The sequence below is a fragment of the Sphingobacterium sp. JB170 genome (assembly GCF_900163865.1).
GTDB lineage: Bacteria > Bacteroidota > Bacteroidia > Sphingobacteriales > Sphingobacteriaceae > Sphingobacterium.
Map to the genome: position 1 here is coordinate 279,518 of NZ_FUKU01000057.1, position 26,288 is coordinate 305,805.

The following is a 26,288-nucleotide window of genomic DNA, read 5'->3' on the forward strand; positions in this document are numbered from 1 at the left end:
ATAGTAATAGTCCGATTAATAGGAGGCTAAACCAACATCGTGAAATAGATAGTTCTCGTTAAATTATTTCAACACAATATTTTGAAAGAGGATTGACACGCCATCATAATATACATATCTTATGACTATAAAATTTAAATTTGTTTTAAAGACCATTATTTTTTTATTGTGCCTGAGTTACACTTCCGTAATAAAAGCTGATGGTCCAGTACCTCAAAAGGATCAACCTAAAATAATCAACATTATTAATTTTATTCGTCAGACTGACTATCGAGTAAAAAATGCCGACAGCTTGCTCTTTGATGCTACAGAAAAACAAGTTGAGCTTTTGAAGCAGCATTCCTTTCCCGGTACATTTCTCTTGCAATATGATGCATTGGTTAATCCAAAATATCAGCAACTATTAAAAGACGAATTAGGTAATGATTCTGAAATTGGCGCTTGGTGGGAAATCACAAAACCCCATGCAGAGGCAGCCGGTATTATTTGGCGAGGAAAGCATGATTGGGTCTCCACAGCAAATATAGCTTTCGCCACAGGGTACACTCCTTCAGAAAGAGAACGCTTAGTCGATGTCTACATGGCGAAATTTAAAAGTATTTTCGGCTATTATCCTAAATCAGTTGGATCTTGGTTTATTGACGCTCATACGTTGTTATACATGTACGAGAAATATAACATTGTTGCTTCGAGCAACTGCAAAGACCAGGTAGGGACTGATGGTTACACGTTATGGGGTGGTTACTGGAATCAAGCTTATTATCCTAGTAAATTGAATGCATATATGCCGGCACAATCTACAGCCAATCAAATTCCAGTACCTATCTTTCGTATGTTAGGAAGTGATCCTATCTATCAATATGACATGGGCGTGGGAACAGGTGGACAGGGAGTCGTTTCTTTAGAGCCGGTCTATAAACATGCGGGCATGGACAAAGCTTGGGTTGATTATTTTCTTGAATCTATTGTAAATCAACCGAGCCTAGCCTTCAATTATGCTCAAGTAGGTCAAGAAAACTCCTTTACTTGGAATGAAATGAAAGATGGTTTACGCATGCAGTTTCCAATTTTAGATTCATTAAGAACGATTGGAAAGATAAGAATTGAAACCTTGCAAACTTCTGGAGAATGGTTTAAAAAGGAATTTCCGCTAACTCCTGCTACAGCGGTCACCACACTGTCGGATCACAAGAATGAAGGTAAAAAATCGGTTTGGTACAACAGTCGTTTTTACAGAGCAAATTTATATTTTGAAAGGAATGCATTTCGCTTCAGAGATATTCATCTCTTTGATGAAAATTTTGAATCTGCTTATCTAAAACAACCAGGCACAGGCGGACAATTTTTTTATTATACACTGCCCGTGGTTGATGGATTTTTTTGGAGTACGAAAACCGAACGCGCGGGCTTACGTCTCATGAAAATAAACAAGAATGGCAAACGTGAGGAATTGATACTACAAAATCCAATCGTTACCGAGCAAGCGAAAGATAGAATGCTGATCACTGGAGTTGATCAATTTAAAAATGTATTTAAAATCGAATTTAAAGAAAACGAGATTGATGTGAGTTGCCAATCAACCAACAAAACATTTAAGTGGTTGTTAGAGTTAAATATGCCGACGGAGCGTCTGGATGAACATCCATTTCAATTAGATAATTCACCCGAGCTAATTGCGGACTTTAGAAAATACACGTATCAAATACCGCTAAAAAAAGGACGCATAAATAAAGGGGATGGAACTGATTTCGTCTTCCAATTTATTCCGTCAGGCAATACTGTAATTATCGACACCCAAATAAAACATTTACAATAATATTTTTAAAAGGGAAACTTCGGCAGAAAATATTTTAGGGCGATGGCTATTTCACTAGTTCCATAGATGAAGTGGCCCCCTGAAACAATCCGTCGGTACAGTCTCTAGAAGTTTAAAAAAAACGATATCCAAATAAGCAGAGGCCAGCTCTTCCTGATATACTCCAGGAGCCTCTGCTTATCATGATTGCGCGTGTTATTCGGGTCAAGTAAGATTCATTACTAATCTACGGTGCCGCTAAATATTTCGATTAAGATATCCTTGGAAATTATCTTGAAATTGCGTCTGGCCATCAAGCCTATATTTACTCAGCTTGTTAAACAGCGTAAGGCCCCAGAGCACAAATTCACTCAGAAAATAAACATCTTCAGAACGCGTTTGCGGCTGGTACTGCTGTATTAGCGCCCGGAGGGGCTCGACCTGCTCTATTGTCAGCTGGTAGTCCGCATCGATAAGTTCGTCCGGCAAATTAATACCATCGGACCCCAGGAACCAGCTCACGATATCATCGTAGGGATATTGCTGATTTTCTTTCTCGAGCTTCTCAACCTTTGGGAATAAAGTGACAAAAAGAGTCTTCACTGCATTTTCTATAAGCTCCATTGCGACTGAAGCGGCACCTTCCTGCTCTCCTTCGTACACCAGCTCTACTTTACCCGTTATCGCGGGCACGATACCCATAAAATCACTTAAGCGAACCGCGGTTGAGGACTCTCCATTTTTCAGCATACGCAGCTCGGCTGTGCTCAATAGATTTTGGAAAGCCGTGATACTCATACGGGCGCTAACACCACTTTTGGCATCGATGTAGTCACTTTGGCGGGCTTCAAAACTAATTTGCTCCAATATCTCTCTAGCCAGTTCAGGCACATAGATCTGCTCCTTCTGCCCAGCCTCTAGGCTGGCTTCCTGCTCCGTGATAGCTCTTGCCACGGCCAGAGAGTTAGGGTAATGTGTCAAAATCTGAGAGCCGATACGGTCTTTCAGCGGAGTAACGATACTTCCCCTGTTGGTATAATCTTCCGGATTGGCCGTAAAGATAAACTGAACGTCCAGTGGTAAGCGCAGCTTGAATCCCCGAATCTGTATATCACCCTCTTGTAATATATTGAATAGTGCTACCTGTATCCTTGCCTGCAAATCGGGCAGTTCATTGATAACAAATATAGAACGGTTTGCGCGGGGAATCATTCCGAAATGAATGACCCTATCATCGGCATAGCTCAGGCGCAAGTTAGCCGCTTTTATGGGGTCAACATCACCGATCAAATCCGCCACGGTCACGTCTGGGGTAGCCAATTTCTCGGCAAAGCGTTCACTTCTATGTAGCCAGCTGATGGGCGTATCATCACCTTTCTCACCCAGAAGCTCCACTGCATATCGTGATATCGGGCTATATGGATCGTCGTTAATCTCCGAGCCGGTCACATAGGGTATATATTCATCCAAGAGGTCCACCATTAACCTGGCGAGCCTGGTCTTGGCCTGCCCACGGAGGCCTAATAAGTTGATATTATGTTTAGAAAGGATAGCTCTCTCGAGTTCGGGGATGACCGTGTCTTGGTAGCCGTGGACGCCTTGAAAAACCGTCTCTCCCTTGCGTATTTTTAGCATAAGATTCTCACGCAGCTCTTCCTTAATTGTTCGCGGCTGGTAGGCCGATTTTTTTAATTCGCCAAAAGTTTTTATGTTATTGTAATCCATGTATTGCAATTAAATATTAATGGTGCTCACTCGATAAAGCGGAGCGCATAATTTGTGTTCTATTGTTTTTATAGTATCCGTTTACCGAATTCGCTTCTTACGATTGTCCTGGTAATCCTCGAAAATCATCTCTCCTAAATTGCCGAGCCCGGTATAGTAGGCCTTACCCAGATTTGAAGCCGTAAATTTATCGACAAACTCTTGCAAGTAAGGATCGCTCGTGATCATAAACGTAGTGATCGGAATATTTACCTTTCGAGCTTGGGCGGCCATGCTGTAGCACTTGCTGGTGATAAAAGGGTCCAATCCCATAGGGTTCTTGTAATAGGTGCCGTCAGACATTCTTAGACAGCTCGGTTTACCATCGGTAATCATGAATATCTGCTTGTTTGCATGACGCTTACGCCTCAAAATATCCATCGCCAGCTGCAGTCCTGCCACGGTATTGGTGTGGAATGGACCGACTTGCAAATACGGTAAATCTTTGATTTCTATCGGCCAGGCATCGTTTCCAAAGACGATAACATCGAGTGAATCCTTGGGGTAGCGCGTGAGTATAAGTTCCGATAAAGCCATGGCCACTTTCTTGGCCGGCGTGATACGGTCCTCCCCATATAAAATCATGCTGTGGCTGATATCAATCATCAGTACGGTACTCATCTGTGACTTAAACTGCGTATCCTCGACAACCAGATCTGCCTCTGACAAACTAAAGTCCCCTATGCCGTGGTTGACTTGTGCATTTTTCAAACTCTCCGTCACTGATATTTTCTCCAGACTATCGCCATATTGATAGCTTCGAAAGTCTCCAGCATCCTGCTCACTCTGCCCCTGATGCTTGGTTTTATGATTCCCCGATTTACCTTTATGCATATTACCGAAAATCTGAACCAACGCATTTTGTCGCAATGCTTTTTCCATCTTGGAGGTGATGTCCACCCCGCCCTGCCCCTTGAAATCTAGGCGTTCCTGAATGTATCCTTTTTCCTTAAGCTCCGCAATGAAATCATCTACCGTATATTCCGGTGTCGTCAGCTTAAATTCGCGATCCAACTCCCGTAGCCATTCGACAGCCTCATCGAAATCTCCAGAGGTATGGGTAAGAAGCTCGGTGAAAATTTCAAACAGCTTATCAAAAGGCGTCTGGAAGGGAGCTTGATATTGCTTAAAGACAAACCCTTTTTTACTATCCGCTTTTCTCATACTTTAAACTTACAAACTAATCTGCTTTATCGCGTCGTATTAAAGCAATATTATTAAGCCGGCGCGCGAGGCTAATAAATAAAACTAATTTCTAGCAAAAAAAATTAGCACACGACAAAAAAAATATAAACAGCTAATTATCAATTGATTAATCTGTGATAAATTGGGTTAATTGGAGGAAGTCGATCATTATCAGAATCTTTTATTTTAAATAAGTTATGGTGCAAAACTAAATTTACCATTTCACTTCTTGTACTTTTGTATCAAAAAGTAACAGTAACATTCGAATAACCAACTTACATAGCATGGAAAACATAAAAACACCATTAGAAGAGTGCGGTCATACCATACTCGCCAATCACGACGTGATGGATCTGCTGAATGGCAAATGGAAAGTCTCCATAATAGCGTGTTTATGCTTCCGTACGATGCGCTACTCCGAATTATTAAAGGAAGTCCGTGGAGTTTCCGGTAAAATGCTAAGTAGAGATTTACGGGAACTCGAAGACAACCACCTGATAAAAAGAACTATACAGGCTACGCAGCCTGTAACCGTGGAGCACGCGATAACCGAATACGGTTATACGCTAAAGAAATTGACCTCAACGATCGCAGAATGGGGCTGGAGCACAGAAAAAAAAATCATCAATGGTTAGCTTCATTACCATGCGTGGAAAGGTTCAACATATTATCATAGATATTCATGGTGTCAGAGCATCATTTTAATCCCAATGTCATATGTCCTCTTGATAAATAGCGATATTGATTCATATTTTCGGATCTATTCGAGAATGACTACATTTGCCATAGGACAAATACGATTTATATTTTGAGAACGATTCTTAAATTTATAGTAGCTTAATAACAGCCTCATAAACCACAGGCTGATAATTCTTTTGTTGGGGTAATTCGACCCCGACCGGTTTCCTATTAAATTATTATTCATGAGTTTGCTGTGTTGCTTATCAAAGTAATCACGCTTCATTACTGTGTTTTTCAATACTCTGATTGACATAGGGAATGTTTTACCGCATGAATAATATACAATTCACAAAAGAATATTAAGCGGTATAAAAAATAATGATCCAAGAATACGTATGGGAGGTGAAAGTCAAAAACACCCCCTTATTGAAGAAGAAATGTAATCGTTGCGACAATTCTAGATTTTATTGTAGTGAAAAATTCAGAATGAATGCTCAAAAAAAGAGTATTGATATATGGTTGATCTACAAGTGTACTAAATGTAACAGCACCTATAATGCTACCATAATAACTCGAACTAAACCGGAAGTTATAAATAAAGAACTATTTGGGAAATTTTCAGACAATCATACCGAAACCGCTTGGGAGCATGCTTTCTCGGCGGAAACCGCAAGAGTAAACGGTCTTGAATTTGATTTTGCAAGGGTGGAATACTATATAGAGAGTAACGGACATTCATTGGAAAATCTCATAAATTGCGGGAATGAAATCGTAACTTTTAAAATCAAATATCCATTTAATTTCAACTTAAAAATATCAACCATAATTAAGGAAACTCTACGTATCTCGACAAAACAATTAATTCAATTGATTGATGGAGACGTTATTTCTATTCATTCAAAATGCCTTAAAAAAAGGGATAAAGCTAAAAGTGGGCAGGTCGTAAAAATCGACGTAGAAAGGTTAAAGGTTATATATAATTTGTGGGTTAATGGTCATTAGAAACCATGTAATATGATTTCCGTTAAGCATCTAGCGAACGGTTTTAAGTTTACAAAACCTTACGGTGGCAAATAAAAAGGCAGATGAGGCGGATCATGGCAAGGTTGAGATCGTTGCTTAAATGAGCTGTAAATACGGTCAATAATTCCGTATGTTTATCGCACTGAGTGGTATTCGTTTTTAAGGACATCACGTGAATAACATCACACTAACACTCTAAATTTTAGTCATTTATCTAAAAATGTCATGAAATAATCACCTGATAATTAGGTGGTAATACTTTTATAATGTACTAAAAAAATTCAATCAGTAAACAAATACAACTATGAATTTATCGATCGATAAAAGCCTGTTAAGGCTACCGAATGATCCGATGAGTTATGCATGTCTTGGGACGAATTTCAGGCTTCATTTCATTGCAGATGCGCCAGAACGGAGCCTATATGTATTAATGTATGGAAAAATCAGTCTTCAGGAACGCTAAGGCCGATTATGTCGCAGGGACATTACCAAAGGCATCGCAACGTTTATATCCAAAAGATCGTTTGATTTATTAGATAATCGTACATTATTTGAATGAACGATAACCCGCTTCGCCCCATGATCCTGTGCGGGAGATCGCGAGTGGACTTTTTCATATAGTTTTATACGAATCCACCGACCAGATCGCTTTCCAGATCAAGCCCGGGTATATAAATGGTTTTTCAATTCCAAAATTTTATTTTTATATTTATACCTATCGTTCTGCACAATTAGCTTTAATTTATAACCTTTGTTAGAACATTTACATTACACCGCAGTAGTCAAATATCTAGGTCTCTCTTTTTATCTTTTACCCCTGTTATTAGATCTCATAATTATGTGCGGAATAACAATAGATAAACGATGAATAGCACAATAAACTGGAAATCATTAATGCGCTTTTGCTTTGTGGCATGGTGTCTCTTCAATAGTCTTGGAATTTTCGCCCAAACTGCAGAAAAATCAAGTAAACCAAATGTAATTTTAATCTATTCGGACGATCAGGGATGGGCGGATCTCGGCATATACGGATCTAAAGATATTTACACCCCTCATCTGGATAGCTTAGCCCGTAAAGGTGTTCGATTCTCGCAATTTTATTCGGCGTCTCCGGTTTGCTCGCCCTCTCGCGCATCCGTATTGACCGGGAGGTACCCCCAGCGCGCGGGACTAGCTACGAACGCTTCTTCGAGTCGCGGTCATGCCGGAATGCCGGGTAGCCAGTTTACTATGGCCGAGCTCTTTAAGGGCGCTGGCTACAAAACCGCCCACGTGGGCAAATGGCATGTGGGCTACAGCAGTGAAACGGTGCCCAATGCCCAAGGGTTTGATCATTCCTTTGGATTTATGGGAGGGGTGATCGATAACTATTCCCATTTTTTCTATTGGGATGGTCCAAACAGACACGATCTATGGAGGAACGGCGAAAGAGTATATGAACCAGGAAATTACTTTCCCGATTTGATGCTGGACGAAGCATCTGCATTTATGACGGAGAATCAAAGTGACCCCTTCTTTTTGTATTTTGCAATAAATATACCACACTACCCGCTGCAGCCCGAAAAGAAATGGCTCGATTATTACGCTGAAAGAAATGTCTCTTCTCCACGGAATATGTACGCAGCTTTTGTATCCACCATGGATGAAAAAGTCGGCATACTGCTGCAACAACTAGAGCAGCTGGGCCTAACCGAGAATACGATTATCGTTTTCCAGGCCGATCAAGGCTTCTCTGAAGAAGAACGTACGTTCGGTGGCGGTGGCTCTGCAGGGATATACCGCGGATCTAAATTTAGCCTTTTCGAAGGTGGCGTGCGCGTTCCTGCGATTATCAGCGGACCGGGTGGTATTCCGCAAAATGAAGTTCGGGAACAATTTGCAGCAAATATAGATTGGCTACCCACGCTAGCGGAATATTGCGGCATTGATTTACCGAACAGAAAAATTGACGGTAAGAGTTTAAAGCCGATAATCAATGAGGATTCAGACAAACCGATCCATGAGACTTTCTATTGGAAGAGCGGTGGTAGCAAAGCCGCCCCGCAATGGGCAATCAGACGTGGACCGTGGAAATTACTTCATAACCCAGTGCAAGCTAGAAACGAAGAACTCGACACTCAGAAGCTGTTTTTAGTTAATATGGACGAAGACCCTAGCGAGCAAACAAATTTATCCCAGAGCGAACCAGACTTAGTGGAAAAACTAAAAACGCTTTATGAACAATGGGAAAGTGAGGTTACAACCCAGTAGGTGTACAAAATAGGGAGTACGGTGCTTCTAGTGTGTGTCATGACAGTGAGAAAATTAAATATAAATTCCAGAAACGGGAGATTTTCCCTTTGGAAAAATGAGCGTAACTATTGCTCTATATGGTCGATATTTTAAGTAATCAGAAGATCAACTATGAGAATAGTATACAGAGATGCTGAATTTCCTCCCTGTTTTTCTTGAAGTCAATGAAATATTACAATATAATCCTAAAGGTCCTGCACACCACTCAGGTAAGCCTACTTCGTTTAGTGATTTCTAAACACCTAAAATACAACAACATTGATAAATTTATATTGTTGTGGACTCCAACGCTTATTTAAAAATAATAGGCCCGGTGTACAAACGTGACCTCGCGTGAAGCGGTTATAAAATGATTAATTTCCTTTTGCAAATACGACCAATAATTCCGTATTGCATTTAGATAAGAATGCGTCGATTTTCTGAGCAAGTATTATTGGTATGTATACTTACTATTAAAGTTCGCAGCAGGGTGATCGGGGCAGCCTTTAGTAGGTAATTCGTGTAATCCTCGTGCGTGTTCACCTACCAATGTACCTTCGTTGTTACAACAACCGATTTATGCACTTGAAGCTTATAACAAGATGAAACACGCAAACATTTGTTATTCAGTCCGTAGGGACATCCAGCGCATAAATTTCACATATTTTAACATTTAATAACCCCCAGTACTAAATACCTTACCGCGATCGATTGCTTCGAACTTCTGCAATCGCTTACACGATAACGTTCAAATTATTTATGAAAAAACAGTTTACAAAACAATGCAGCATATTCTTACGAGCAATATGCTTGATGACGACGCTAATTTGTGGACATGCCTATGCCCAAACCGTCGCTTTAAAGGGTATCGTAAAAGATGCCAACACCCTACAACCCATCACAGGAGCGAGCATTAGCACGCCAGATAAAAGCCAGAGCACTTCTTCGGGCGAACAAGGAGAGTTTAGTTTATCCGTTGAAAATTCGGTAAAGAGCCTCGAGGTTACCTTCGTTGGGTACCTCAGCCAAACCGTAGAGACCTCTAATTCATCCAACTTAGAGGTTTTTCTATCGCCTGCAGACGAGGAGCTGGAAGAAGTAGTCGTTACGGCCCTGGGCATCAGCCGCGAACAAAAGTCTTTAACGTATTCTACTCAACAGTTAAAGGGCGATGAACTTACACGTGCAAAAGGAACGAACCTAATAAACAGTATCAATGGAAAGGTTGCTGGTGTGAATATTACCTCTTCCTCCTCTGGCATTGGTGGGTCGGCGAAGGTCGTGCTACGCGGGAACAAATCTGCTTCGGGGAGTAACCAAGTCCTCTATGTAGTCGATGGAGTGCCCCTAAACAACAATTCGGTGGGTTCGCAGCCGGGAAACGTTTTTGGTGGTGAACGCGACTCTGGAGACCCGATCGCTATGATCAACCCCGAAGACATTGAAAGTATGTCCGTGCTAAAAGGCGCATCGGCTGCCGCTCTATATGGTAGCCAAGCTGCTAACGGCGTTATCTTGATCACCACAAAATCTGGAAAAAACGGACGCACAAGTATTGATTTTTCCAGCAGCGCACAAATCGAAACCCCTGCTACACTACCGAAATTCCAAAACAATTATGGACAAGGCATGGACGGGCAGACAGATGTAAACTCGGTAAACAGCTGGGGGGAGACAATGGATCAAAAAGCATCCGACCAAACCAAATCATTCTTTAATACGGGAACAAACTTCACCAATTCACTCAGTCTCTCCAAAGGCAACGAACAGATGCAAACCTATTTGTCATACGCCAATACCGAGGCTAAAGGACTATTACCGGAAAATGAATTGAGCAGACATAACATCAATATTAAGCAAAATGCTAGCTTTTTTGATGATCGTCTAAAAGTAGAAGGCGGTGCAAACTACATACAGCAGAAGCTGGAAAATTCTCCACTCACAGGCTTCTACTTTAATCCGATTGTCGGACTCTATCTCATGCCTCGAAATTTAGATCTAAGCTCTTACGAACAGTTTGAAACGTTCGATCCAGCCACCAATAAATATTCGCAGAACTGGCACAATCTAGGCGATAGCGAAACCACGCAGCAAAATCCATGGTGGATTCAAAATAGAAATCCAGCGAGATCTGATAAGAACCGATTGATCTTAAATGGAAGTGCGCAGTTCAAAGTGAATGACTGGTTAAGCCTACAAGCGCGCGGAAGCATGGACCGCACGCACGATGTATATGACCGTAAGATGTATGCAAGTACCCAATCTATTCTCGCGCAAAAAAATGGCGGGTACAACAATTCTAACATCACCATAACCCAAAAATATGCTGACTTTATCGCGACTTTCAATACGCAGATAACAGATAAAATCAAGTTTACAGGACTGCTCGGTACAAGTGTGACCGACTGGAATACGGAAGGAACGTCGTTCAATACGGGTTCGGAGGGATTGAAGATCGCAAATGTCTTTGTTGCCCAGAATACGACCACACCATTAACGACCACAGAAAGCAACAACCGCAGACAGCTACAATCCGTATTTGGAAGTGCTAATTTCGATTACGACGGATGGTTGTTCCTTGACTTGTCGGCGCGTAACGATTGGTCCAGCTCGCTGGCCTTTACCGACTCCCCATCGTTTTTTTATCCATCGGTCGGTTTAAGTGCCAATGTACATGATAAACTTAACCTTCCCGATTTCATAAACTTCATGAAGATACGCGGCTCATACGCGGAAGTAGGAAATGACCTGCCCGCATACAAGAGCTACCTGCTGAATTCTTTTGGGAATTACGGAAATGTCGACATCAACACGCTTACTTCACTGGCTACCTTAAAACCGGAAATCACACGCTCGATTGAAGCAGGTACCGAGATTAAGATGTTTAACAATAAAGTAGGTGTTGACTTCACGTATTATAAAACCAATACCAGAAACCAGTACTTCGAAATAGCCGCAAGCGAGGCCAGCTTATTTGGCTCCTATGCGATCAATGCAGGGGATATTCAAAACGAAGGTATCGAGCTATTAGTGAATTACGATGCAATCCGTAATGAAAATTTCTCGTGGAACACGGCATTAAATTATTCGAAAAACAAGAACACTATTAAAGCGTTAGACGACCGTATTAAAGAGTTTTCGCTAACTGGCGAGGGGCGTAACAACTACGCCTCCAAATTTGAAGTAGGTGGTTCTTTCGGGGACATCTATGGCATCGACTTTCAGCGCGACGACCAGGGGCGCATTCTCCTGAGCGATCAAAACGTTCCTTTGAAAGGTTCGGAATATGTGAAAGTAGGAAATGCAAATCCGCAATGGCAGATGGGCTGGAGCAATACATTGAACTACAAAAACTTCGGACTGTACTTTCTAATAGACGGGAAATTTGATTACGACGTATTATCAATCACTGAAGCTGTGATGGATGGCTACGGTGTTTCCGAGCGGAGCGGCCAGGCGCGTGACCTTGGTAGCGTAGCCATCGATGGCGTAAATCCTGCTGGAGACGCCGTTAACGCGGTTGATCCGCAGACATGGTATACAACCGTTGGCGGGATCGGACCGGTGACCACAAATTATATGTATAGCGGTAATGCAATACGCCTAAGAGAAGTCGAGCTGTCGTATAATTTCAAAATCCAACATAAATTCTTCAAAGGGGTAAAAGTTGCCGCTACTGGACGCAACCTATTCTTCCTCTATAAGGATGCTCCATTTGATCCGGAGACTTCGATGTCCACGGCGAATGGTTTAAGTGGGATCGACATCTTCATGATGCCATCGAGTAGAAGTTATGGACTGTCGTTAAATGTTAATTTTTAATCATCCAAATCATGTTAATTACGAATCTTAAGAACACAAAAAAATATATATTACCGGTCATCCTCTCAGCAGGAATGGCTTGCTTTTTCCAGGGCTGCACAAAGAACTTCGAAGATTACAACACAGACAATACGGGCCTCACACCGGAGGACTTACTAAGCAATAATGAGAACCTAAAGCTGTATTTCACTAATGCTCAGCGCGCTATACTAAATTTTTCAGGTATCGACCCAAATTCCTATCAGCTACAGCAAAACTTAATGGGTGATGTGTATGGTGGGTATATGATGAGTGCCAACCCTTTTAACAGCGGGCAGAACAACATGAACTATGCATTAGTAAGCTCATGGAATACAGAACCTTTTAAAGTGCTGTATTTAGACGTCCTTGGCCCTATCGATAAGTTGGAAAAAGGTGGCGTAAAAACAACCTATCCCGCATTATGGGGAGCGGTATTAACCACCAAGGTCCTCGCTACAAGCCGCGTCACCGATATTTACGGTCCGATTCCTTATAGCATAGTTGGGAAAAATACCGATACCAATATACCATACGATTCCCAAGAAGCCGTTTACACGGCTATGTTTGCCGAGCTCGACGAGGCCACCGAACTTCTTGAGGCTTACATTAATGGTTCGGGCGTGACGGAGATGCCGTCCAATTTAGACGAAATCGACTTAATTTATAGTGGTAGCAGCGACCAGGAGCGCTTTACCAAGTGGTTGAAGTTCGCAAATTCATTGCGCCTGCGCCTGGCGATGCGGATCGTAAAAGTCAATCCAACGCTTGCCAGAGAACAAGGAGAAAAAGCACTAGCTAGCAACCAGTTAATTTCCGAAAATACCGATAACGCCACCGTTCGAATCGATCGTGAAAGCGGGTTTTATAATGTCCTTGAATTTATTTCAAACAACTGGGGGGATATCAATATTAATGCTTCTTTAGAGTCCTACCTTTCGGGTTATCAAGATCCACGTATCGGAAAATACTTAGACAAGGCTACTGGTGATAAAGTTACTGGATATAAAGGGATACGCACCGGTGCATTTGGAGTGGTAAAAGGCACTTATGCAAGCTACTCGACAATTAATTTCAAAGACGGATCATCGCCCTCTTTTACGCAATCTACTGCGCCAATTTTATTGACTGCAGCGGAAGTGTCCTTTTTAAAGGCTGAAGCAGCACTGCGCAGCTGGTCCAATGCTGGCGGGACGGCAAAAAGCCTGTACGAGAGCGGTATCCAATTATCATTTTCCCAGTGGGGTGCGCAGGGTGCAGAAAGCTACTTCGCAAATAGCAGCAACACCCCGGCCGCGTATGTCGACCCTAACAATAGCAAAAACAATGCACCAAAACCCTCATCCATCACGATTAAATGGAATGAGTCGGCCAGCGACGAACAAAAGCTAGAACGTATCATCACGCAAAAATGGCTCGCGGTATTTCCTGATGGCCAGGAGGCATGGTCGGAATTTCGAAGAACGGGTTATCCGAAATTGTTCCCTGTCGCACAAAATAATAGCGGCGGATTGATCGACACGGAAATTCAAATACGTAGAATTCCATTTAGCCAAAATGAGTACAACACGAATAACGGTGAAGTTCAAAAAGCAATTTCGTTTTTAAACGGACCTGATAACGGTGGAACAAGATTATGGTGGGACGTAGACAAAGGTAATTTCTAAATTACACTAATCACCCCGCCATCTTGGCAAAAATTAGACCGTCTCGAATTTAACAACGAGACGGTTTTTTTTCGTTACTACACGGTTACAAATGAAAAATATCCCCATTTATCGACACCGGTGGCGATATCCATATCCCGAGTTTTTTTCTCGATTTTTATCCGTGAAAGTTCATAATTATATCCGGCGCTGTTGCTCGGATAACGAAATTTAATTTCTACTTTTTATACTACTCGTATCCGTTCAATCAACAGCGTTTTTAGCGGTGGATATTCGAGTTTTTCACCTGATTTGTCTTTGTTTTTTTCATTAATCATTTCTATTGGTGTTTTAGTCGATAATCGGGCGAAACCAGCTTTTATACGGCGGATAAGGTCCTGCCCACATCGCTTGAGGGGCCGTTTGTTTTGCATCCGATCCATATCTCACAAAATAATTGATCAACACATTTCCGTAAAAAAACATTCGACAATTAACCGCGCAGCAACGCCACTAAATCCCTAGCACCCACCGAACGTCAAAGGCATCGATTACCTCGACTAGGTGCTGGTCATCATCAGTTTTGGCAGAAACATTATATTTATCCAAAAATAGTTTCCTAATAAGCGTCTGCCGTTCACTTATATTTCTGCACTTCAAAAAAATGGACATATAATTTCCTAGTTGTCTTCCTTCATCATGAACCAAGTCCGAGCCATAAATAACGATGCAATCGGAAACCAATGATCCACTTACCACGGGTACTTCTGCATACTCTTTTAGTTCTTGTTCAAAAGTTTGAAATTTCAATGTACCGCCAAAACAACTTTGGTAATATGTAAGTGCTCTCCTGCAATTACCAGAAAACGTAATGAGGATCGCACAGACATATTTACCACGACTAGGGTTATGCATAATGAACTGATTTAAGCATCCGGAATCTCAGCTTCAACAAGCTTAATCAGTTTCTCCAGCGACTCTTGCCAACCCAAGTAACACATTTCTGGAGGAATCACCGAAGGAATACCCTCCTGAAGCACTTTAAATTCAGTACCACATGAAACTGCATTCAACCATATCGTTGTCGTCATTTCTCCCGGTAGATTCGGATCATCAAATGTATCGCTGTATTTGATCAATTCGTTGCTTTTTATATCCAAGTATGATCCACCAAATGAATGCGCATTTCCGGTACTGAAATTAATAAAGGTCATATGGAACTTTCCACCTTTTTTAAAATCGAATTCCTGGACCGTACACATAAACCCATACGGAGGCAACCAGATTGAATGCGCTATTGGGTCTTCGAATGCTCGAAATATTTTTTCTGGGCTAGCCTTGATAACCCGATGTAAGGAAACAGTTTGATTTTCCATTTTTTTAAAAATTTGATTATTGATTATTAACTCGTCAGACATTCTTAATGCCTGTTTTTCTGAATTTTATAATTATAAATATATGAAACGGCAAGAATCCCCAACACCACTAAGGGCAAAAGCATATACAGAAAATTCTGATCGACACACCCATGACTAATGAATGCAAAGATTAAACTAAATGTAAGCCCTGCATATGCCCATTCCTTTAGTTTTTCTGGAATTTTGGGTAAAGAAATTGCGATTACACCAAGCACCTTGAACATAATCAAAGCATAGGCGAAGTAATCCGGATAACCTAAAGGTCGCGTACCAATGGTTGCTTGCTCCGGCGCGAAAAGAAGCGTGCTAAGCGGCATAATTCCTTCCCAAAGGATGATAATCGTCGTCGCTATCCAAAAGATAATTTTGTACTTTTTCATAGGATTAAATATTAAGTTATAGATCTGTTGATTCAACGTATTTGACAAAATTGTCCAAAATAGCCTGCCAGCCCTGTTTCTGTAGCTCAGGATCATTTTCTGTTTCGGCATCAAAAGTAGTTACTATATGGGTTTGACCATCCGCTGCCGCAAATAACGTTGTAGAGGTTCTTCCATCGGGCATAGTGTAAGTAATCTCTTTATATGGCTCTACCATATCGTAGATCCCTTCAAAGTCAAAACCAAAACTCCCATCTTTTGCTTCCATGCGATGTTTGAACTTCCCGCCAACGCGCAGGTCGTTTTCGCTGCTAGGGGTATGCCATGCTGGATCCGGTGTGTTCCACTTCATGATGTCACTCGGCGTATGCCATGCTTTCCAGAGGTCCACTAAAGACGCATTTGTTACTCGTTCAATTGTAATTCTTGTTGCTAGTGCCATGTCTTATAATTTTAGTTAGTTCATTTTTACATTTCAAAATTACGACCGTATATAAGAATGTGGCTGTTGCGAAAACGACAATTTTAGGGGTAGATTATGACAAAACTATTTTTTAACTTGCAGCTTAATACATTCGTTGCTATGCAGATTTCTGTTTTTGTACCTGAGTACGGAGTAATTGAAGCGGTTACACCTGCATTCAGAACCTTTCATATGGCTAACGAGTTTTTAACTACTTTTGGTAAAGCGCCCCTTTTCAAAGTTGAATATGTTGGCCTGCATGAATATGTGCCTGCGAACAAAGGTGAATGTATTATAAAGACAGATCGCCTGCTAAAAGATGTGACTACAACGGACTTATTAATCATACCTCCGGCCTTTGGTAATACTTCCGAAGGTATCCGGGCTAATATCGAGGCGATCCCTTATTTTAAAAAGTTATATGAAAAAGGCTCAAGCCTTGCCAGCCTGTGTATTGGGGCATTCCTACTAGCCGAAACAGGGCTATTAGATGGCAGAAAATGTTCGACACACTGGGCCCATATCAATGAGTTTAGAGAACGGTACCCCACCGTGGAGGTAGAAGATGGGGCCATTATCACCGAGCACGATAATATTTACAGTAGTGGTGGCGCGAGTAGTTTATGGAATCTAATTTTGTACCTCGTTGAAAAATTCGCAGATAGAGAAATAGCAATCATGATTTCAAAATATTTCGCACTGGACATTGGAAGAAATAGTCAATCTCAATTTGCAATATTCAAGGGGCAACGGAATCATGGACACGAGGACATTAAAAAAGTACAGGACTATATCGAAAAGCACTATTGTAATAAAATATCAATAGACTTGTTGGCAAAACTGATCAATACAGGTCGCCGAACTTTTGAACGAAAATTTAAAGAGGCTACCAACAATACGCCTATAGAATATATACAAAGGGTCCGCATAGAAGCCGCCAAAATTTTCTTTGAGGCCTCACGAAGAAACGTAACTGAAATTATGTTTGATGTGGGCTACACAGACACGAAAGCTTTTCGAGATATCTTTAAAAAGGTTACCGGCCTTACACCTTTAGAGTACAGAAATAAGTTTGCAAAGGTCGCAAATGAAGTGTAGCGAAATTTAGCCCATAATAACGAGCTAAAACCGCGTCAATTCCTCCTCCGGATTGGTAAACCCACGTAGTCTTTTGCGGAAACTTCATTTTGAATTTTGATGTGTTATTTGCTAGGCAATATACAACGAATCTTACTTTGGAAAACCAAATCTACCGCTGCCAAGCATCATGAAAATTAACAAAAACATGACCCATTGCCCGATTTATAACCCTGATTCTCCAACGAATATTATGTGCGGGTAACAAGTGTCTTTGGTTTTCCCAATTCTTTGAGCACGAATAGAATTTATTTGTCTTGTGTATTGTGGTCAATCAATTTAAATAAAAACAGCACCGTGGAAATTCGGAAGCAACGGCCTGTTGATAAACAGATTTAATTTCTCGCACCAACAGAAAAAGCGGGCTAATTCTTCTTTACACAACCCCTGAGGATGAAAAATTTTGTGCGGAAATGGAATCACATTGCAATAAACACCATCGACCGCGAAGACCAGCACAATTTTTGCATTTTGAATTTTCTTTAAATCAAAATACTTTTGAAATTCCGCTTACCTTCAGAAAGGCCTTTCATCGCTTCATCTTTGAAGCGCTCAAAATCGAATTTCTCTTTGTCCATTATCTGTGTCTAATATAAAAATTATTTAGATGACAGTTCAACTTACACCTTTCCACGATTGCGAGAACCCTTATTACTGTCGTTGTATTGTCTGCTTACGTGTATCTTAATAATGTTTCAACAAGTCTGAATACAGTCGTTGACGATTCTTCTGTCGCGGGATTGGCGTGTTCAAACTGTTTGTAATTCCTTTTTGCTCTTTGAATTGCTAACACTTTTCTCTCTTGATTCGTTTTCTCGTCAATTCCGTCTAACACTTCAAATATTTCTTCTGTAATAATTTTACTTCTCTCTCCGTCATAAGCCAATTTAAAAGGTTTGAGAAGACTGTTGAGTTTCTTATCGTAGTCCTTTCTGTGCATTCCGCCTCCTTGATGGTCGTCAAAATGCAAAATTATCCAATATTCAAAAGCCTGATTTGAATAAGCAACTCCAAAGCCTTGTGCTTCTGCTGTTACAATGGCATTATTAAAGTTGGTTACATCAAAATCATCTTTGTCAAATACGCACCAAACTTGTTCGTAATCTTTTTCTTTAGCTAATCCGGCAGCTCTGTTTACAAGAGAAATCGTGTTATATCCTTCTCCGATAGATTTAATCGTTGCAGTAGAAAGTCTGAACTGACTAAAATATGAGGGTTCTGTGTTTTCTCCTTCGCAGACAATCAGTATTGTTGGCTTTTCCTGCAATACGGGCTCTCTTCTTTCAAAAACAGGTTCGTTTCTACGCTTTGATTTTAACTGTTCTCTGTGTCGTTTCTTTGCCCCAATTTGTTCCGCTCTTTTATTTTTCATTTTCATATTCCGGCAAAAATTTAGTCAGATTATCAAAATATCCCAAATAGGGAACGGCACCGTATTTTCCTCTGATATAATTATCCTCAAAGGCTTCGGTTTTTCTAACGCTTTCCGATTTGAAATCGCCTAATGAATAAAGTCGGGCTTCTCCGTATTTGTTTTTTTCGGCAAACCAAATTTGGTCACGTCTGAATAATCCCGAACTTAATAAATTAGTGTCGTGTGTGTTGAAAATAAGTTGAGCATTCTTTTTGTTAATCTCTTTTGAATTGAAAAGACCAACCAATTTACAAACCAAATTTGGATGAAGTTTAGAATCCAATTCATCTACAACAAGCGTATAACCATTTTCAATAACATCTAAAATAGGTCCCGTAAGTGCGAAAAATTTCCTTGTTCCTGACGATTCATCTTCGTCCAAAGAGAAATGCACGGTTTCATTTGTATTTTTTTTATTAGCATCATACTTTTTGTGAAAAGTGATAACGTCAGAGATAAATTCAGTATTTTCGTCACGAATAGTTTTAATAATTCGTTCCTTCAAATCTTTGGGCATATCCTTTGGCAGTTGATCAATATCCAACTTTTGAAGTTTAATATCCTGAATACCCAAGTCGGCTGCTCTGAGAAGATTGAGAATTTTTAATTTATGAACAGGGCTTTCGGTTTTGCTCATTGTGAAACCTTGATAACCTTCTTCATTTAGTCCCGAAATAGTTTTTAATTGTTTAAACCAATCAATCACATTAATAGAAATAGCATCATTGAATTGTGCGGCTACTGAAACCAATAAGGCATTATCTCTAACCAACCCTTCTTTAATTACCGTATTTCCTTTGGAAAAATTTCTTCCGTGTGTTTCAAAATCTTGAAACTCTCTGTAAAACAATTCTACCTCTTTGGTTTTCGGTTTGTGATAAAGCCATTCAGAGATAATAGTTTCATTGTCGGCTTCAAAACCGTATCTGTACATCTCATTCTGAAAAGTAAAAACAATCTCAAATTCACTTGGCAAATGTTCGGTTTCTGTACTCAATTTAAAAGGTTCAATATTGATTTTATCGCCTTTCTGACTATCTTTTGAACTTGTGATGACGAAATGTTTCATAAACATTAAAGCCTCCATAAATTTACTTTTCCCGCTTGCATTTGCGCCATAGATTACGGCACTTTTCAGAATACGCAGATTGAAAGTGTTGTCTTCAAAGATGTTATCAGATTCACGAGTAGTCTTATCATAATTAGACGCTACAAGGCTGATAGTGGCTTTCTCTTTAAAAGTCCTAAAGTTTTTAACCGAAAACTGAATAAGCATAATAATGTCTATTTTAGCATTGTTTCTGCAAAAATATGTATTATTTTTCAAAAAATGCTATATTGTCATCTGTTTTTTACTTGTCTTTGTATAAAAATGGGTCGATGAATTATAGCCACAACTGCATTGGCTTTCTTTAATCACTTTATAGGTTTCAGAGTTGATCCACAAAAAACTGCTCCATACCCTTAAATTTATGCGATATTTTTCGCACAGTTGACAGCTTCATTTTTTTCTTAATACATGTAATTCCGTGGTCGCTAAAGCATATATTTCAATCGTAATTTATATGTTACGAAAGCGATTGTGTTAACTATTTTATTGCTTGGTTCATTTCTATTGTTTTACTTTACATTTCTTTTATTAATGAAAATTATAATATATAAATAACATTAAAACAAAGCATGTTAATTTTTTATAAAATACATTTTTAAACTAACCAAACACCTAACAATCTTATGATTAGATTTAGACAAAAAATGATGGTAATCTTGTTGATTTTAACGAGTCAACTTGCTGTAAACTGTTCATCAGACGATGACTTAATTAACGATGGTATTGAGAACTCGACCGTTTGGATGGACGACCTTGAAAGCTCGCTGGGAAAAGGTACAAAAGCCAAACTAATGGAATGGATAGGCGCGGGCTTGGACAAAACTAAACTCAAAGAAGCATTTTCAACGACCAGTGACAAGGCGGATTTGATGGAAGATCTTGAAAATTCCGTTAGTATCTACCACCAACGGGTATACGTAAAAGACTGGGATAACATACCCGGAATCGAAAAATCTGATTATGCGCCAAACGGCTTAATTGCAGGGGAAAGCAATCCCGAATGGAGTAGTCCAGATTTAGATTTACCGGCTGTAGAAGCTGCCAACTTTGTGGACGCCACGCCCGTTTCGTTACCCGAGGGTTCAAAGATTTACCGTATTACAGGTGGTAATCCTGCAGGTGGATACTGGACCATCGAAAAACCCGGTTCAATCGGCGATGTTATAGGTGGTACAGCAGTGCAACCGGCATGGAATAATTTTAGTAAATTCTACGAATACCAAGTCCCTAAAGCGCAGACGTTGAACGTCTGGCAAGGGACCACCGCGAGACAGCCAATTGCCGAAGGGATAGTTAACCCGCACCTGCCTGGGGGAGAACAGCAAATATTCGTACCTTTGGTCCTTAGAGATGACGCCTTTAAAAAGTTAGTAACCGAGATCCCTCTTCCATGGTAAATGCTGAAAAAATAAAAAAAGATTACCTACAACTCCTTCAGTTAATCGAAAAGGAAGTTTTAATAGATCCTTCTGTTAGACGGTATCTGAATTACTTAACCAAGTATAAAGACAAGTTTATCGGTCAGGACCACATACCGTATCAACTAGAATTGAAAGAATTTCTAAGGGGAGCAAATAGATTTTCAGACGAGTTTACTTTTTCAGATCAAAATACCCGCCTGATACAGACGTTGCTTAATCGTCTATATGAGGCGATGGGTAACTCCTAGTAATGAATTTCTGAAGCAGGTCGCAACAATTACAGAAAAACCGCACTTCCACGAGGTAATCAGGTTTTCAAGAAAAACAATGACGGCAGTTAACGCCGTCATTGTTTCATATCAAATAAACTAGCGGGGCACCTCTTCTATCATCACATTATTGGTATCGCAGGTATATTTAAGGTAAAACCAAGTTCGTACTCGAACCTAGTCTATTAGTTTTCTGAAGCGCCGGATAATCTGTTGTATCCAAAAGTCATAAACGTCCTTTTAGCAGTACGGCCACCACTAAGATGCAAACCAAAACATGGGCTTCTATTCCTTGCCCCTATTCCACACATCCAAGCTATACGAAATACCGTTGCTGCTATGAATTGATGAATCTCTCTCAGGTTGTCAAATACAGGTTCCCATCCTCTCCCAATCGAGCTTCGATATCGTAAGAAATTTCCTTTGCCAATCTCCTAACAATATCGATAGCGGTGTCTTTATCCGGATTGATAGAATACAGTTCACTCGCTGTTATTGAGCGGTCACCTTCCACACGAGAAATTATCAATTCTCGTATCTTTTCGTCCGTGTTGTGTTCCATGACGCATATATTTTAAGTCTATTCTATTTATTCCACAAAAAACAAGCCACTGCTTAGCGCCCCAGACCCGTTGCCGCTTCTGCATGACTTCGTTCTAAATATGCGTAGGAAACTCATCCTTCCAGGACGTACTATGCCAATTGACCGATTCTTGATCGGTCAGAAGACAGGCTTCAAGTTCAAGAAGACATTTTTCTTTTTCCAGGTCTTGACCAATAAAGACCAGTTCATTCTTCCTGTCCGCCCACTGCGGATGCCACCGTTTCAGTAGATCACTCCGGATCTCCAGATAGCTTGGGTATTGATAACGCACTTCCTCGGACATACTACACCACCACGATCCCGCACTTTCCAGCCGTACACTACCGCCAGCCTGACTGAAACTTATAGCAGTATCAGGACGTGATGCCATCCAAAAAAGCCCCTTAGCTCGGATAATGTTATGAGGATAGTCCTCATTAAGATACTTATGGAGACGCTGGGGATGAAATGGCCGCTGGGAACGAAATACAAGCGATGAAATACCGTACTCCTCCGTCTCGGGCGTGTGTTCGGTTTCAAGTTCTCTAATCCATCCGGCTGATGCTGAAGCATCCTCGAAATCAAACGAATTGGTACCCATGATTGTTTGGGGGTCCACCTTTCCGAACTGTGTTCGTATAATTCGAGCTCCCGGGTTCAGTTTATGGATTGCCGCCTCCAAAATACCAAGTGTTTCCTGGGAAACCAGATCCGCTTTATTGAGCAGAATGACATTGGCAAATTCAATCTGGTCGGTCAGCAGGTTAACAATCGTCCGGTTATCAAGGTCCTCGTCCGTTAGCTCCCTATCCCGCAGCGTATCAGCGCTACCAAAATCAGCAAAGAAATTGTAACAGTCTACTACTGTTACCATGGTGTCGATATAGCTGAATGAGGAAAGATCAATATCATTTTCCGGATCAACATAACTGAATGTCTGGGCTACGGGAATAGGTTCAGAAATTCCAGTACTCTCAATCAGCAGGTAATCAAACCGGTCTTCTTTTGCTAATTTTTCTACTTCGATCATAAGATCTTCTCGCAGTGTACAGCAAATACAGCCATTGCTCAGCTCGACTAGTTTTTCCTCTGTGCGCGAGAGTGTATTCTCGCGTTCAACGGTCTGCGCATCGATATTGACTTCACTCATGTCGTTGACGATCACAGCGACTTTTTGACCTTCCTTATTGTGCAATATGTGGTTCAATAAAGATGTTTTTCCTGCTCCTAAAAAACCACTAAGGACGGTAACGGGCAATTTTTTGTTCATGGTTTTTCTTATTAATCACGTGTTTCAATTTCTTGGTCGATAATCTGGCGAAACCAGCTTTTTATACGTAGTAAATGCTCCTGCCCGTATAGTTTGACAAACCGCCGGGTTTCCGTAAGAGATTCGTCTTCATATCGGGCCAGACGCTGAGCTGCAAATTCGGGCGTCAGGGTAATACCGCATTTCTTCTCGATACAAACTTTCCAGTCTGCAAAATTGTGAGGAATTATATCCATATCTATTTCTTTAGGTTCAAAAATAGAAATCCAAAATTACAAACGCAACAATGTTGCGTTAATATTTTTATATTTGTTTTTGATTAGACACATAACGGTATGAAACCATATATAACGACACTGATTCCATTTACAGTATTAGCTACTTGTCCCACGTACACGCTGGCCCAACAGCAGTCATCAAAAGAAATACAACACCTAGCGGACCATAAACCCTTGATGAATAAAACTTGGGAAACATTTGATATGCTGATGTACAAAGTGACCAAGAAAAACGGCCAGACGATATACACCCCTCATTTTCCACCGCAGCTTGCAGCCTTGGATGGCAAGACTGTCCAGCTGCAGGGGTATATGGTACCACTGAAAGCTGGTTTTAGACATAATATCTTTATGCTTTCTGTTCTGCCGATACAGCAATGCATGTTCTGTGGACAAAACGGAATCCCCGCCATGGTCGAGGTAACACTTTTTGGCGGTCGGAAGGAGCGAATATCCGAGCGACCTATTACCATAAAAGGAAAAATAGTTTTGAACCGCAGGCAAAACGATCGATTGGAGATATGGATTACCGATTCCAACATATTAGAATAAGGGAGGCTCGACAGAAAAAAAGGCCTTCCTTTCCGAGACAGCCCATAACATCCATTTTTCATCCTTTATTAACGGATTGGACACCAAGTGACATTAGGACGATTAATGGCGGTACTTAGCTTTCATATCGATTAAAGACCGTCCATATGCTTGCATCAAAAGGAAAGTGACTTTACAAATTTGATAGCGGAAAATAAATGAAAGACACTTACAACAATTTAGTCAAAAAACATTAATAGTGTTTCTTCTGGGTTTACGATTATTTCCAAATCAATTATTCCTAAATTTACAATGTAATAATTTGAGATGTGACGAAGGTACTTATAATAGACGATGAGGAAAAAATCCGAAATCTACTTTCCAAGATAATCAGCTTGGAAGGATTTGATGTATTGCAGGCAGGCGATATAAAAGGTGGATTGAAGAAATTAGAAACTGTCGATATGGACATTGTTATCTGCGATGTAAAACTTCCTGACGGTAGCGGTGTTGAAACAGCGAAAACAATAAAAGAGAAGTATCCCGCCATTGAAATTATCTTATTAACAGCCTATGGCAATATCCCTGATAGTGTACAGGCTATTAAAAACGGGGCGTTTGATTACATCACCAAGGGAGATGACAATAACAAGATTATTCCACTTTTATACAAAGCTGGTGAAAAAGTAGCTTTGGCAAAAAGGGTATTGCATTTAGAAAAGCAATTAGGTGAGAAATACTCTTTTGACCGTATCATTGGTAAATCGAAGCTGCTCAAAACGGCCATTGATGCGGGGAAAAAAGTAGCAGCATCTGATGCCACCGTTTTGCTGACCGGAGAAACAGGAACAGGTAAAGAAGTGTTTGCACAAGCAATCCATAATTCAAGCACACGGAGCAAGCATAGTTTTGTCGCGGTAAACTGTTCTGCATTCAGCAAAGAACTATTGGAAAACGAATTGTTCGGGCATAAGGCAGGAGCTTTCACAGGAGCGGTTAAAGACAGCAAAGGTATTTTTGAAGAAGCCAACCAGGGAACTATTTTTTTAGATGAAATCGGGGAAATGCCGCTGGATTTACAAGCAAAATTATTAAGAGTGCTCGAATCGGGCGAATTTTTAAAAGTTGGTGACAGCAAACCCACAAAAGTTAATGTGCGTATTATTGCCGCTACAAATCGTGATTTGCAAAATGAAATAGAAACCGGAAATTTCCGTGAAGATTTATATTATAGGATAGCCGTTTTCCAAATTTCATTACCCCCCTTGCGGGACAGGATTTCGGATATTGACGAATTGGCAATATATTTTTTAAAAGTGTTTTGTGGCAAAACAGGAAAAAAAATAGCTGGTATTGTCCCACAATATGTAACGGCTATGAAAAGACATACTTGGAAAGGGAATATCCGGGAGCTTCGCAATGTCATAGAGAGAAGTGTTATATTGGAAGATAATGAACAATTGACGACCGACAGCTTACCTATTGATTTGCAGCAACTTTTAAACGACAGCGGACAATTGTCAACTAGCAAAAAGATGCTTTCCGCCTTTTCTCTGGCGAGTGCCGAAAAACTGCACATTCAAAAAATCCTTAACCATACAGGAGGAAACAAAGCGGAAACTGCCCGTTTACTTGAAATCGGAGCAGCCACCCTATACCGGAAAATTGAAGAATACAAAATAAAGTAAACGGCACGCTTAACAAAGTCTTTGTTACCTATCCAAACGCCCTAGCGCATTGACGGGCTCTCCCCAATCGAGTAGGAAGATAGGGATTATTTCCCTATCTGTCCTCTCACACCACCCGGC

General features: G+C 40.6%; 23 protein-coding genes. 12 read left to right on the forward strand and 11 right to left on the reverse strand.

Going from position 1 to position 26,288, the window contains the following annotated elements; translation table 11 throughout:
* Window positions 1–121 precede the first annotated feature (121 nt).
* Window positions 122–1,816, forward strand: coding sequence for a hypothetical protein (locus FM107_RS15445; RefSeq protein WP_086949374.1), 1,695 nt, complete (start codon window positions 122–124; stop codon window positions 1,814–1,816).
* A gap of 237 nt (window positions 1,817–2,053) precedes the next feature.
* On the opposite strand, the gene FM107_RS15450 is transcribed toward FM107_RS15445, so the two are convergent.
* The gene (locus FM107_RS15450) at window positions 2,054–3,520 is read right to left on the reverse strand and encodes a sigma 54-interacting transcriptional regulator (protein ID WP_086949375.1); all 1,467 of its coding nucleotides are present in this window, start codon (window positions 3,518–3,520) and stop codon (window positions 2,054–2,056) included.
* Window positions 3,521–3,601: 81 nt separating this feature from the next.
* Complete coding sequence (locus FM107_RS15455; RefSeq protein ID WP_086949376.1) at window positions 3,602–4,723, reverse strand: VWA domain-containing protein; 1,122 nt, start codon at window positions 4,721–4,723, stop codon at window positions 3,602–3,604.
* Window positions 4,724–5,028: 305 nt separating this feature from the next.
* Here FM107_RS15455 and FM107_RS15460 point away from each other — a divergent pair, with 305 nt between their 5' ends.
* The 6 genes from FM107_RS15460 to FM107_RS15480 all read left to right on the forward strand — a co-directional run bounded on the left by FM107_RS15460 (window position 5,029) and on the right by FM107_RS15480 (window position 14,226).
* Window positions 5,029–5,379, forward strand: coding sequence for a helix-turn-helix domain-containing protein (locus FM107_RS15460; protein ID WP_086949377.1), 351 nt, complete (start codon window positions 5,029–5,031; stop codon window positions 5,377–5,379).
* Between the two features lie 532 nt (window positions 5,380–5,911).
* Window positions 5,912–6,427 (forward strand): DUF1062 domain-containing protein, encoded by a 516-nt coding sequence (locus FM107_RS15465; protein ID WP_218779017.1) that lies wholly within the window; start codon window positions 5,912–5,914, stop codon window positions 6,425–6,427.
* Between the two features lie 325 nt (window positions 6,428–6,752).
* Window positions 6,753–6,911 carry a hypothetical protein gene (locus FM107_RS19580; protein WP_179204517.1) on the forward strand — a complete coding sequence of 53 codons (159 nt, stop codon included), beginning with the start codon at window positions 6,753–6,755 and terminating at the stop codon, window positions 6,909–6,911.
* 401 nt (window positions 6,912–7,312) lie between these two features.
* Window positions 7,313–8,698 carry a sulfatase gene (locus tag FM107_RS15470; protein ID WP_218779018.1) on the forward strand — a complete coding sequence of 462 codons (1,386 nt, stop codon included), beginning with the start codon at window positions 7,313–7,315 and terminating at the stop codon, window positions 8,696–8,698.
* Between the two features lie 834 nt (window positions 8,699–9,532).
* On the forward strand, window positions 9,533–12,541 hold the full coding sequence (locus tag FM107_RS15475; RefSeq protein ID WP_256959576.1) for a SusC/RagA family TonB-linked outer membrane protein: 3,009 nt from the start codon (window positions 9,533–9,535) through the stop codon (window positions 12,539–12,541).
* Window positions 12,542–12,552: 11 nt separating this feature from the next.
* Window positions 12,553–14,226 carry a RagB/SusD family nutrient uptake outer membrane protein gene (locus tag FM107_RS15480; RefSeq protein WP_086949380.1) on the forward strand — a complete coding sequence of 558 codons (1,674 nt, stop codon included), beginning with the start codon at window positions 12,553–12,555 and terminating at the stop codon, window positions 14,224–14,226.
* A gap of 492 nt (window positions 14,227–14,718) precedes the next feature.
* Here the strand turns inward: FM107_RS15480 and FM107_RS15490 are convergent, their stop codons facing one another.
* The 4 genes from FM107_RS15490 to FM107_RS15505 are packed head-to-tail and all read right to left on the reverse strand — an operon-like array spanning window position 14,719 to window position 16,445.
* A complete protein-coding gene (locus FM107_RS15490; RefSeq protein ID WP_086949382.1) occupies window positions 14,719–15,120 on the reverse strand; it encodes a glyoxalase in 402 nt (133 codons plus the stop codon).
* Window positions 15,121–15,131: 11 nt separating this feature from the next.
* Window positions 15,132–15,581, reverse strand: a complete 450-nt coding sequence (locus FM107_RS15495; protein WP_086949413.1) for an SRPBCC family protein — start codon at window positions 15,579–15,581, stop codon at window positions 15,132–15,134.
* Window positions 15,582–15,625: 44 nt separating this feature from the next.
* Window positions 15,626–16,003 (reverse strand): DoxX family protein, encoded by a 378-nt coding sequence (locus FM107_RS15500; RefSeq protein ID WP_086949383.1) that lies wholly within the window; start codon window positions 16,001–16,003, stop codon window positions 15,626–15,628.
* Window positions 16,004–16,019: 16 nt separating this feature from the next.
* On the reverse strand, window positions 16,020–16,445 hold the full coding sequence (locus FM107_RS15505) for an SRPBCC domain-containing protein (protein WP_086949384.1): 426 nt from the start codon (window positions 16,443–16,445) through the stop codon (window positions 16,020–16,022).
* Window positions 16,446–16,541: 96 nt separating this feature from the next.
* Between FM107_RS15505 and FM107_RS15510 the strand changes: the two genes are divergently transcribed.
* Window positions 16,542–17,564: a GlxA family transcriptional regulator gene (locus FM107_RS15510; RefSeq protein ID WP_256959577.1), complete on the forward strand. Its 1,023-nt coding sequence runs from the start codon at window positions 16,542–16,544 to the stop codon at window positions 17,562–17,564.
* Between the two features lie 712 nt (window positions 17,565–18,276).
* Here the strand turns inward: FM107_RS15510 and FM107_RS15515 are convergent.
* Window positions 18,277–18,981, reverse strand: a complete 705-nt coding sequence (locus FM107_RS15515) for an RloB family protein (RefSeq protein WP_086949385.1) — start codon at window positions 18,979–18,981, stop codon at window positions 18,277–18,279.
* Window positions 18,965–20,293: an ATP/GTP-binding protein gene (locus tag FM107_RS15520; RefSeq protein WP_086949386.1), complete on the reverse strand. Its 1,329-nt coding sequence runs from the start codon at window positions 20,291–20,293 to the stop codon at window positions 18,965–18,967. The genes FM107_RS15515 and FM107_RS15520 overlap by 17 nt, the downstream gene beginning before the upstream one ends.
* A 458-nt stretch (window positions 20,294–20,751) precedes the next feature.
* Between FM107_RS15520 and FM107_RS15525 the strand changes: the two genes are divergently transcribed.
* Complete coding sequence (locus FM107_RS15525; RefSeq protein WP_086949387.1) at window positions 20,752–21,525, forward strand: hypothetical protein; 774 nt, start codon at window positions 20,752–20,754, stop codon at window positions 21,523–21,525.
* Window positions 21,519–21,797 carry a hypothetical protein gene (locus FM107_RS15530; protein WP_086949388.1) on the forward strand — a complete coding sequence of 93 codons (279 nt, stop codon included), beginning with the start codon at window positions 21,519–21,521 and terminating at the stop codon, window positions 21,795–21,797. The genes FM107_RS15525 and FM107_RS15530 overlap by 7 nt, the downstream gene beginning before the upstream one ends.
* Before the next feature lie 379 nt (window positions 21,798–22,176).
* Here FM107_RS15530 and FM107_RS15535 read toward each other — a convergent pair whose 3' ends face one another.
* The 3 genes from FM107_RS15535 to FM107_RS15545 all read right to left on the reverse strand — a co-directional run bounded on the left by FM107_RS15535 (window position 22,177) and on the right by FM107_RS15545 (window position 23,907).
* A complete protein-coding gene (locus FM107_RS15535; RefSeq protein ID WP_086949389.1) occupies window positions 22,177–22,380 on the reverse strand; it encodes a hypothetical protein in 204 nt (67 codons plus the stop codon).
* Window positions 22,381–22,474: 94 nt separating this feature from the next.
* On the reverse strand, window positions 22,475–23,671 hold the full coding sequence (locus tag FM107_RS15540; RefSeq protein WP_086949390.1) for a GTP-binding protein: 1,197 nt from the start codon (window positions 23,669–23,671) through the stop codon (window positions 22,475–22,477).
* Between the two features lie 11 nt (window positions 23,672–23,682).
* Window positions 23,683–23,907: a hypothetical protein gene (locus FM107_RS15545; RefSeq protein WP_256959578.1), complete on the reverse strand. Its 225-nt coding sequence runs from the start codon at window positions 23,905–23,907 to the stop codon at window positions 23,683–23,685.
* 99 nt (window positions 23,908–24,006) lie between these two features.
* Here FM107_RS15545 and FM107_RS15550 point away from each other — a divergent pair, with 99 nt between their 5' ends.
* Complete coding sequence (locus FM107_RS15550; RefSeq protein WP_086949391.1) at window positions 24,007–24,501, forward strand: hypothetical protein; 495 nt, start codon at window positions 24,007–24,009, stop codon at window positions 24,499–24,501.
* Window positions 24,502–24,809: 308 nt separating this feature from the next.
* A complete protein-coding gene (locus FM107_RS15555; protein WP_086949392.1) occupies window positions 24,810–26,168 on the forward strand; it encodes a sigma-54 dependent transcriptional regulator in 1,359 nt (452 codons plus the stop codon).
* The last annotated feature ends 120 nt before the right edge of the window (window positions 26,169–26,288 follow it).

Excerpts from the sequence above, each read along its gene's own strand:
- FM107_RS15445 (WP_086949374.1), top strand. The coding sequence starts at position 122 with ATGACTATAAAATTTAAATTTGTTTTAAAGACCATTATTTTTTTATTG.
- FM107_RS15530 (WP_086949388.1), top strand. The coding sequence starts at position 21,519 with ATGGTAAATGCTGAAAAAATAAAAAAAGATTACCTACAACTCCTTCAG.
- FM107_RS15505 (WP_086949384.1), bottom strand. The coding sequence starts at position 16,445 with ATGGCACTAGCAACAAGAATTACAATTGAACGAGTAACAAATGCGTCT.
- FM107_RS15510 (WP_256959577.1), top strand. The coding sequence starts at position 16,542 with ATGACAAAACTATTTTTTAACTTGCAGCTTAATACATTCGTTGCTATG.
- FM107_RS15465 (WP_218779017.1), top strand. The coding sequence starts at position 5,912 with ATGAATGCTCAAAAAAAGAGTATTGATATATGGTTGATCTACAAGTGT.
- FM107_RS15525 (WP_086949387.1), top strand. The coding sequence starts at position 20,752 with ATGATTAGATTTAGACAAAAAATGATGGTAATCTTGTTGATTTTAACG.
- FM107_RS15460 (WP_086949377.1), top strand. The coding sequence starts at position 5,029 with ATGGAAAACATAAAAACACCATTAGAAGAGTGCGGTCATACCATACTC.
- FM107_RS15490 (WP_086949382.1), bottom strand. The coding sequence starts at position 15,120 with ATGCATAACCCTAGTCGTGGTAAATATGTCTGTGCGATCCTCATTACG.
- FM107_RS15475 (WP_256959576.1), top strand. The coding sequence starts at position 9,533 with ATGACGACGCTAATTTGTGGACATGCCTATGCCCAAACCGTCGCTTTA.
- FM107_RS15500 (WP_086949383.1), bottom strand. The coding sequence starts at position 16,003 with ATGAAAAAGTACAAAATTATCTTTTGGATAGCGACGACGATTATCATC.
- FM107_RS19580 (WP_179204517.1), top strand. The coding sequence starts at position 6,753 with ATGAATTTATCGATCGATAAAAGCCTGTTAAGGCTACCGAATGATCCG.
- FM107_RS15455 (WP_086949376.1), bottom strand. The coding sequence starts at position 4,723 with ATGAGAAAAGCGGATAGTAAAAAAGGGTTTGTCTTTAAGCAATATCAA.
- FM107_RS15495 (WP_086949413.1), bottom strand. The coding sequence starts at position 15,581 with ATGGAAAATCAAACTGTTTCCTTACATCGGGTTATCAAGGCTAGCCCA.
- FM107_RS15470 (WP_218779018.1), top strand. The coding sequence starts at position 7,313 with ATGAATAGCACAATAAACTGGAAATCATTAATGCGCTTTTGCTTTGTG.
- FM107_RS15450 (WP_086949375.1), bottom strand. The coding sequence starts at position 3,520 with ATGGATTACAATAACATAAAAACTTTTGGCGAATTAAAAAAATCGGCC.
- FM107_RS15480 (WP_086949380.1), top strand. The coding sequence starts at position 12,553 with ATGTTAATTACGAATCTTAAGAACACAAAAAAATATATATTACCGGTC.
- FM107_RS15520 (WP_086949386.1), bottom strand. The coding sequence starts at position 20,293 with ATGCTTATTCAGTTTTCGGTTAAAAACTTTAGGACTTTTAAAGAGAAA.
- FM107_RS15535 (WP_086949389.1), bottom strand. The coding sequence starts at position 22,380 with ATGGAACACAACACGGACGAAAAGATACGAGAATTGATAATTTCTCGT.
- FM107_RS15550 (WP_086949391.1), top strand. The coding sequence starts at position 24,007 with ATGAAACCATATATAACGACACTGATTCCATTTACAGTATTAGCTACT.
- FM107_RS15515 (WP_086949385.1), bottom strand. The coding sequence starts at position 18,981 with ATGAAAATGAAAAATAAAAGAGCGGAACAAATTGGGGCAAAGAAACGA.
- FM107_RS15540 (WP_086949390.1), bottom strand. The coding sequence starts at position 23,671 with ATGAACAAAAAATTGCCCGTTACCGTCCTTAGTGGTTTTTTAGGAGCA.
- FM107_RS15545 (WP_256959578.1), bottom strand. The coding sequence starts at position 23,907 with ATGGATATAATTCCTCACAATTTTGCAGACTGGAAAGTTTGTATCGAG.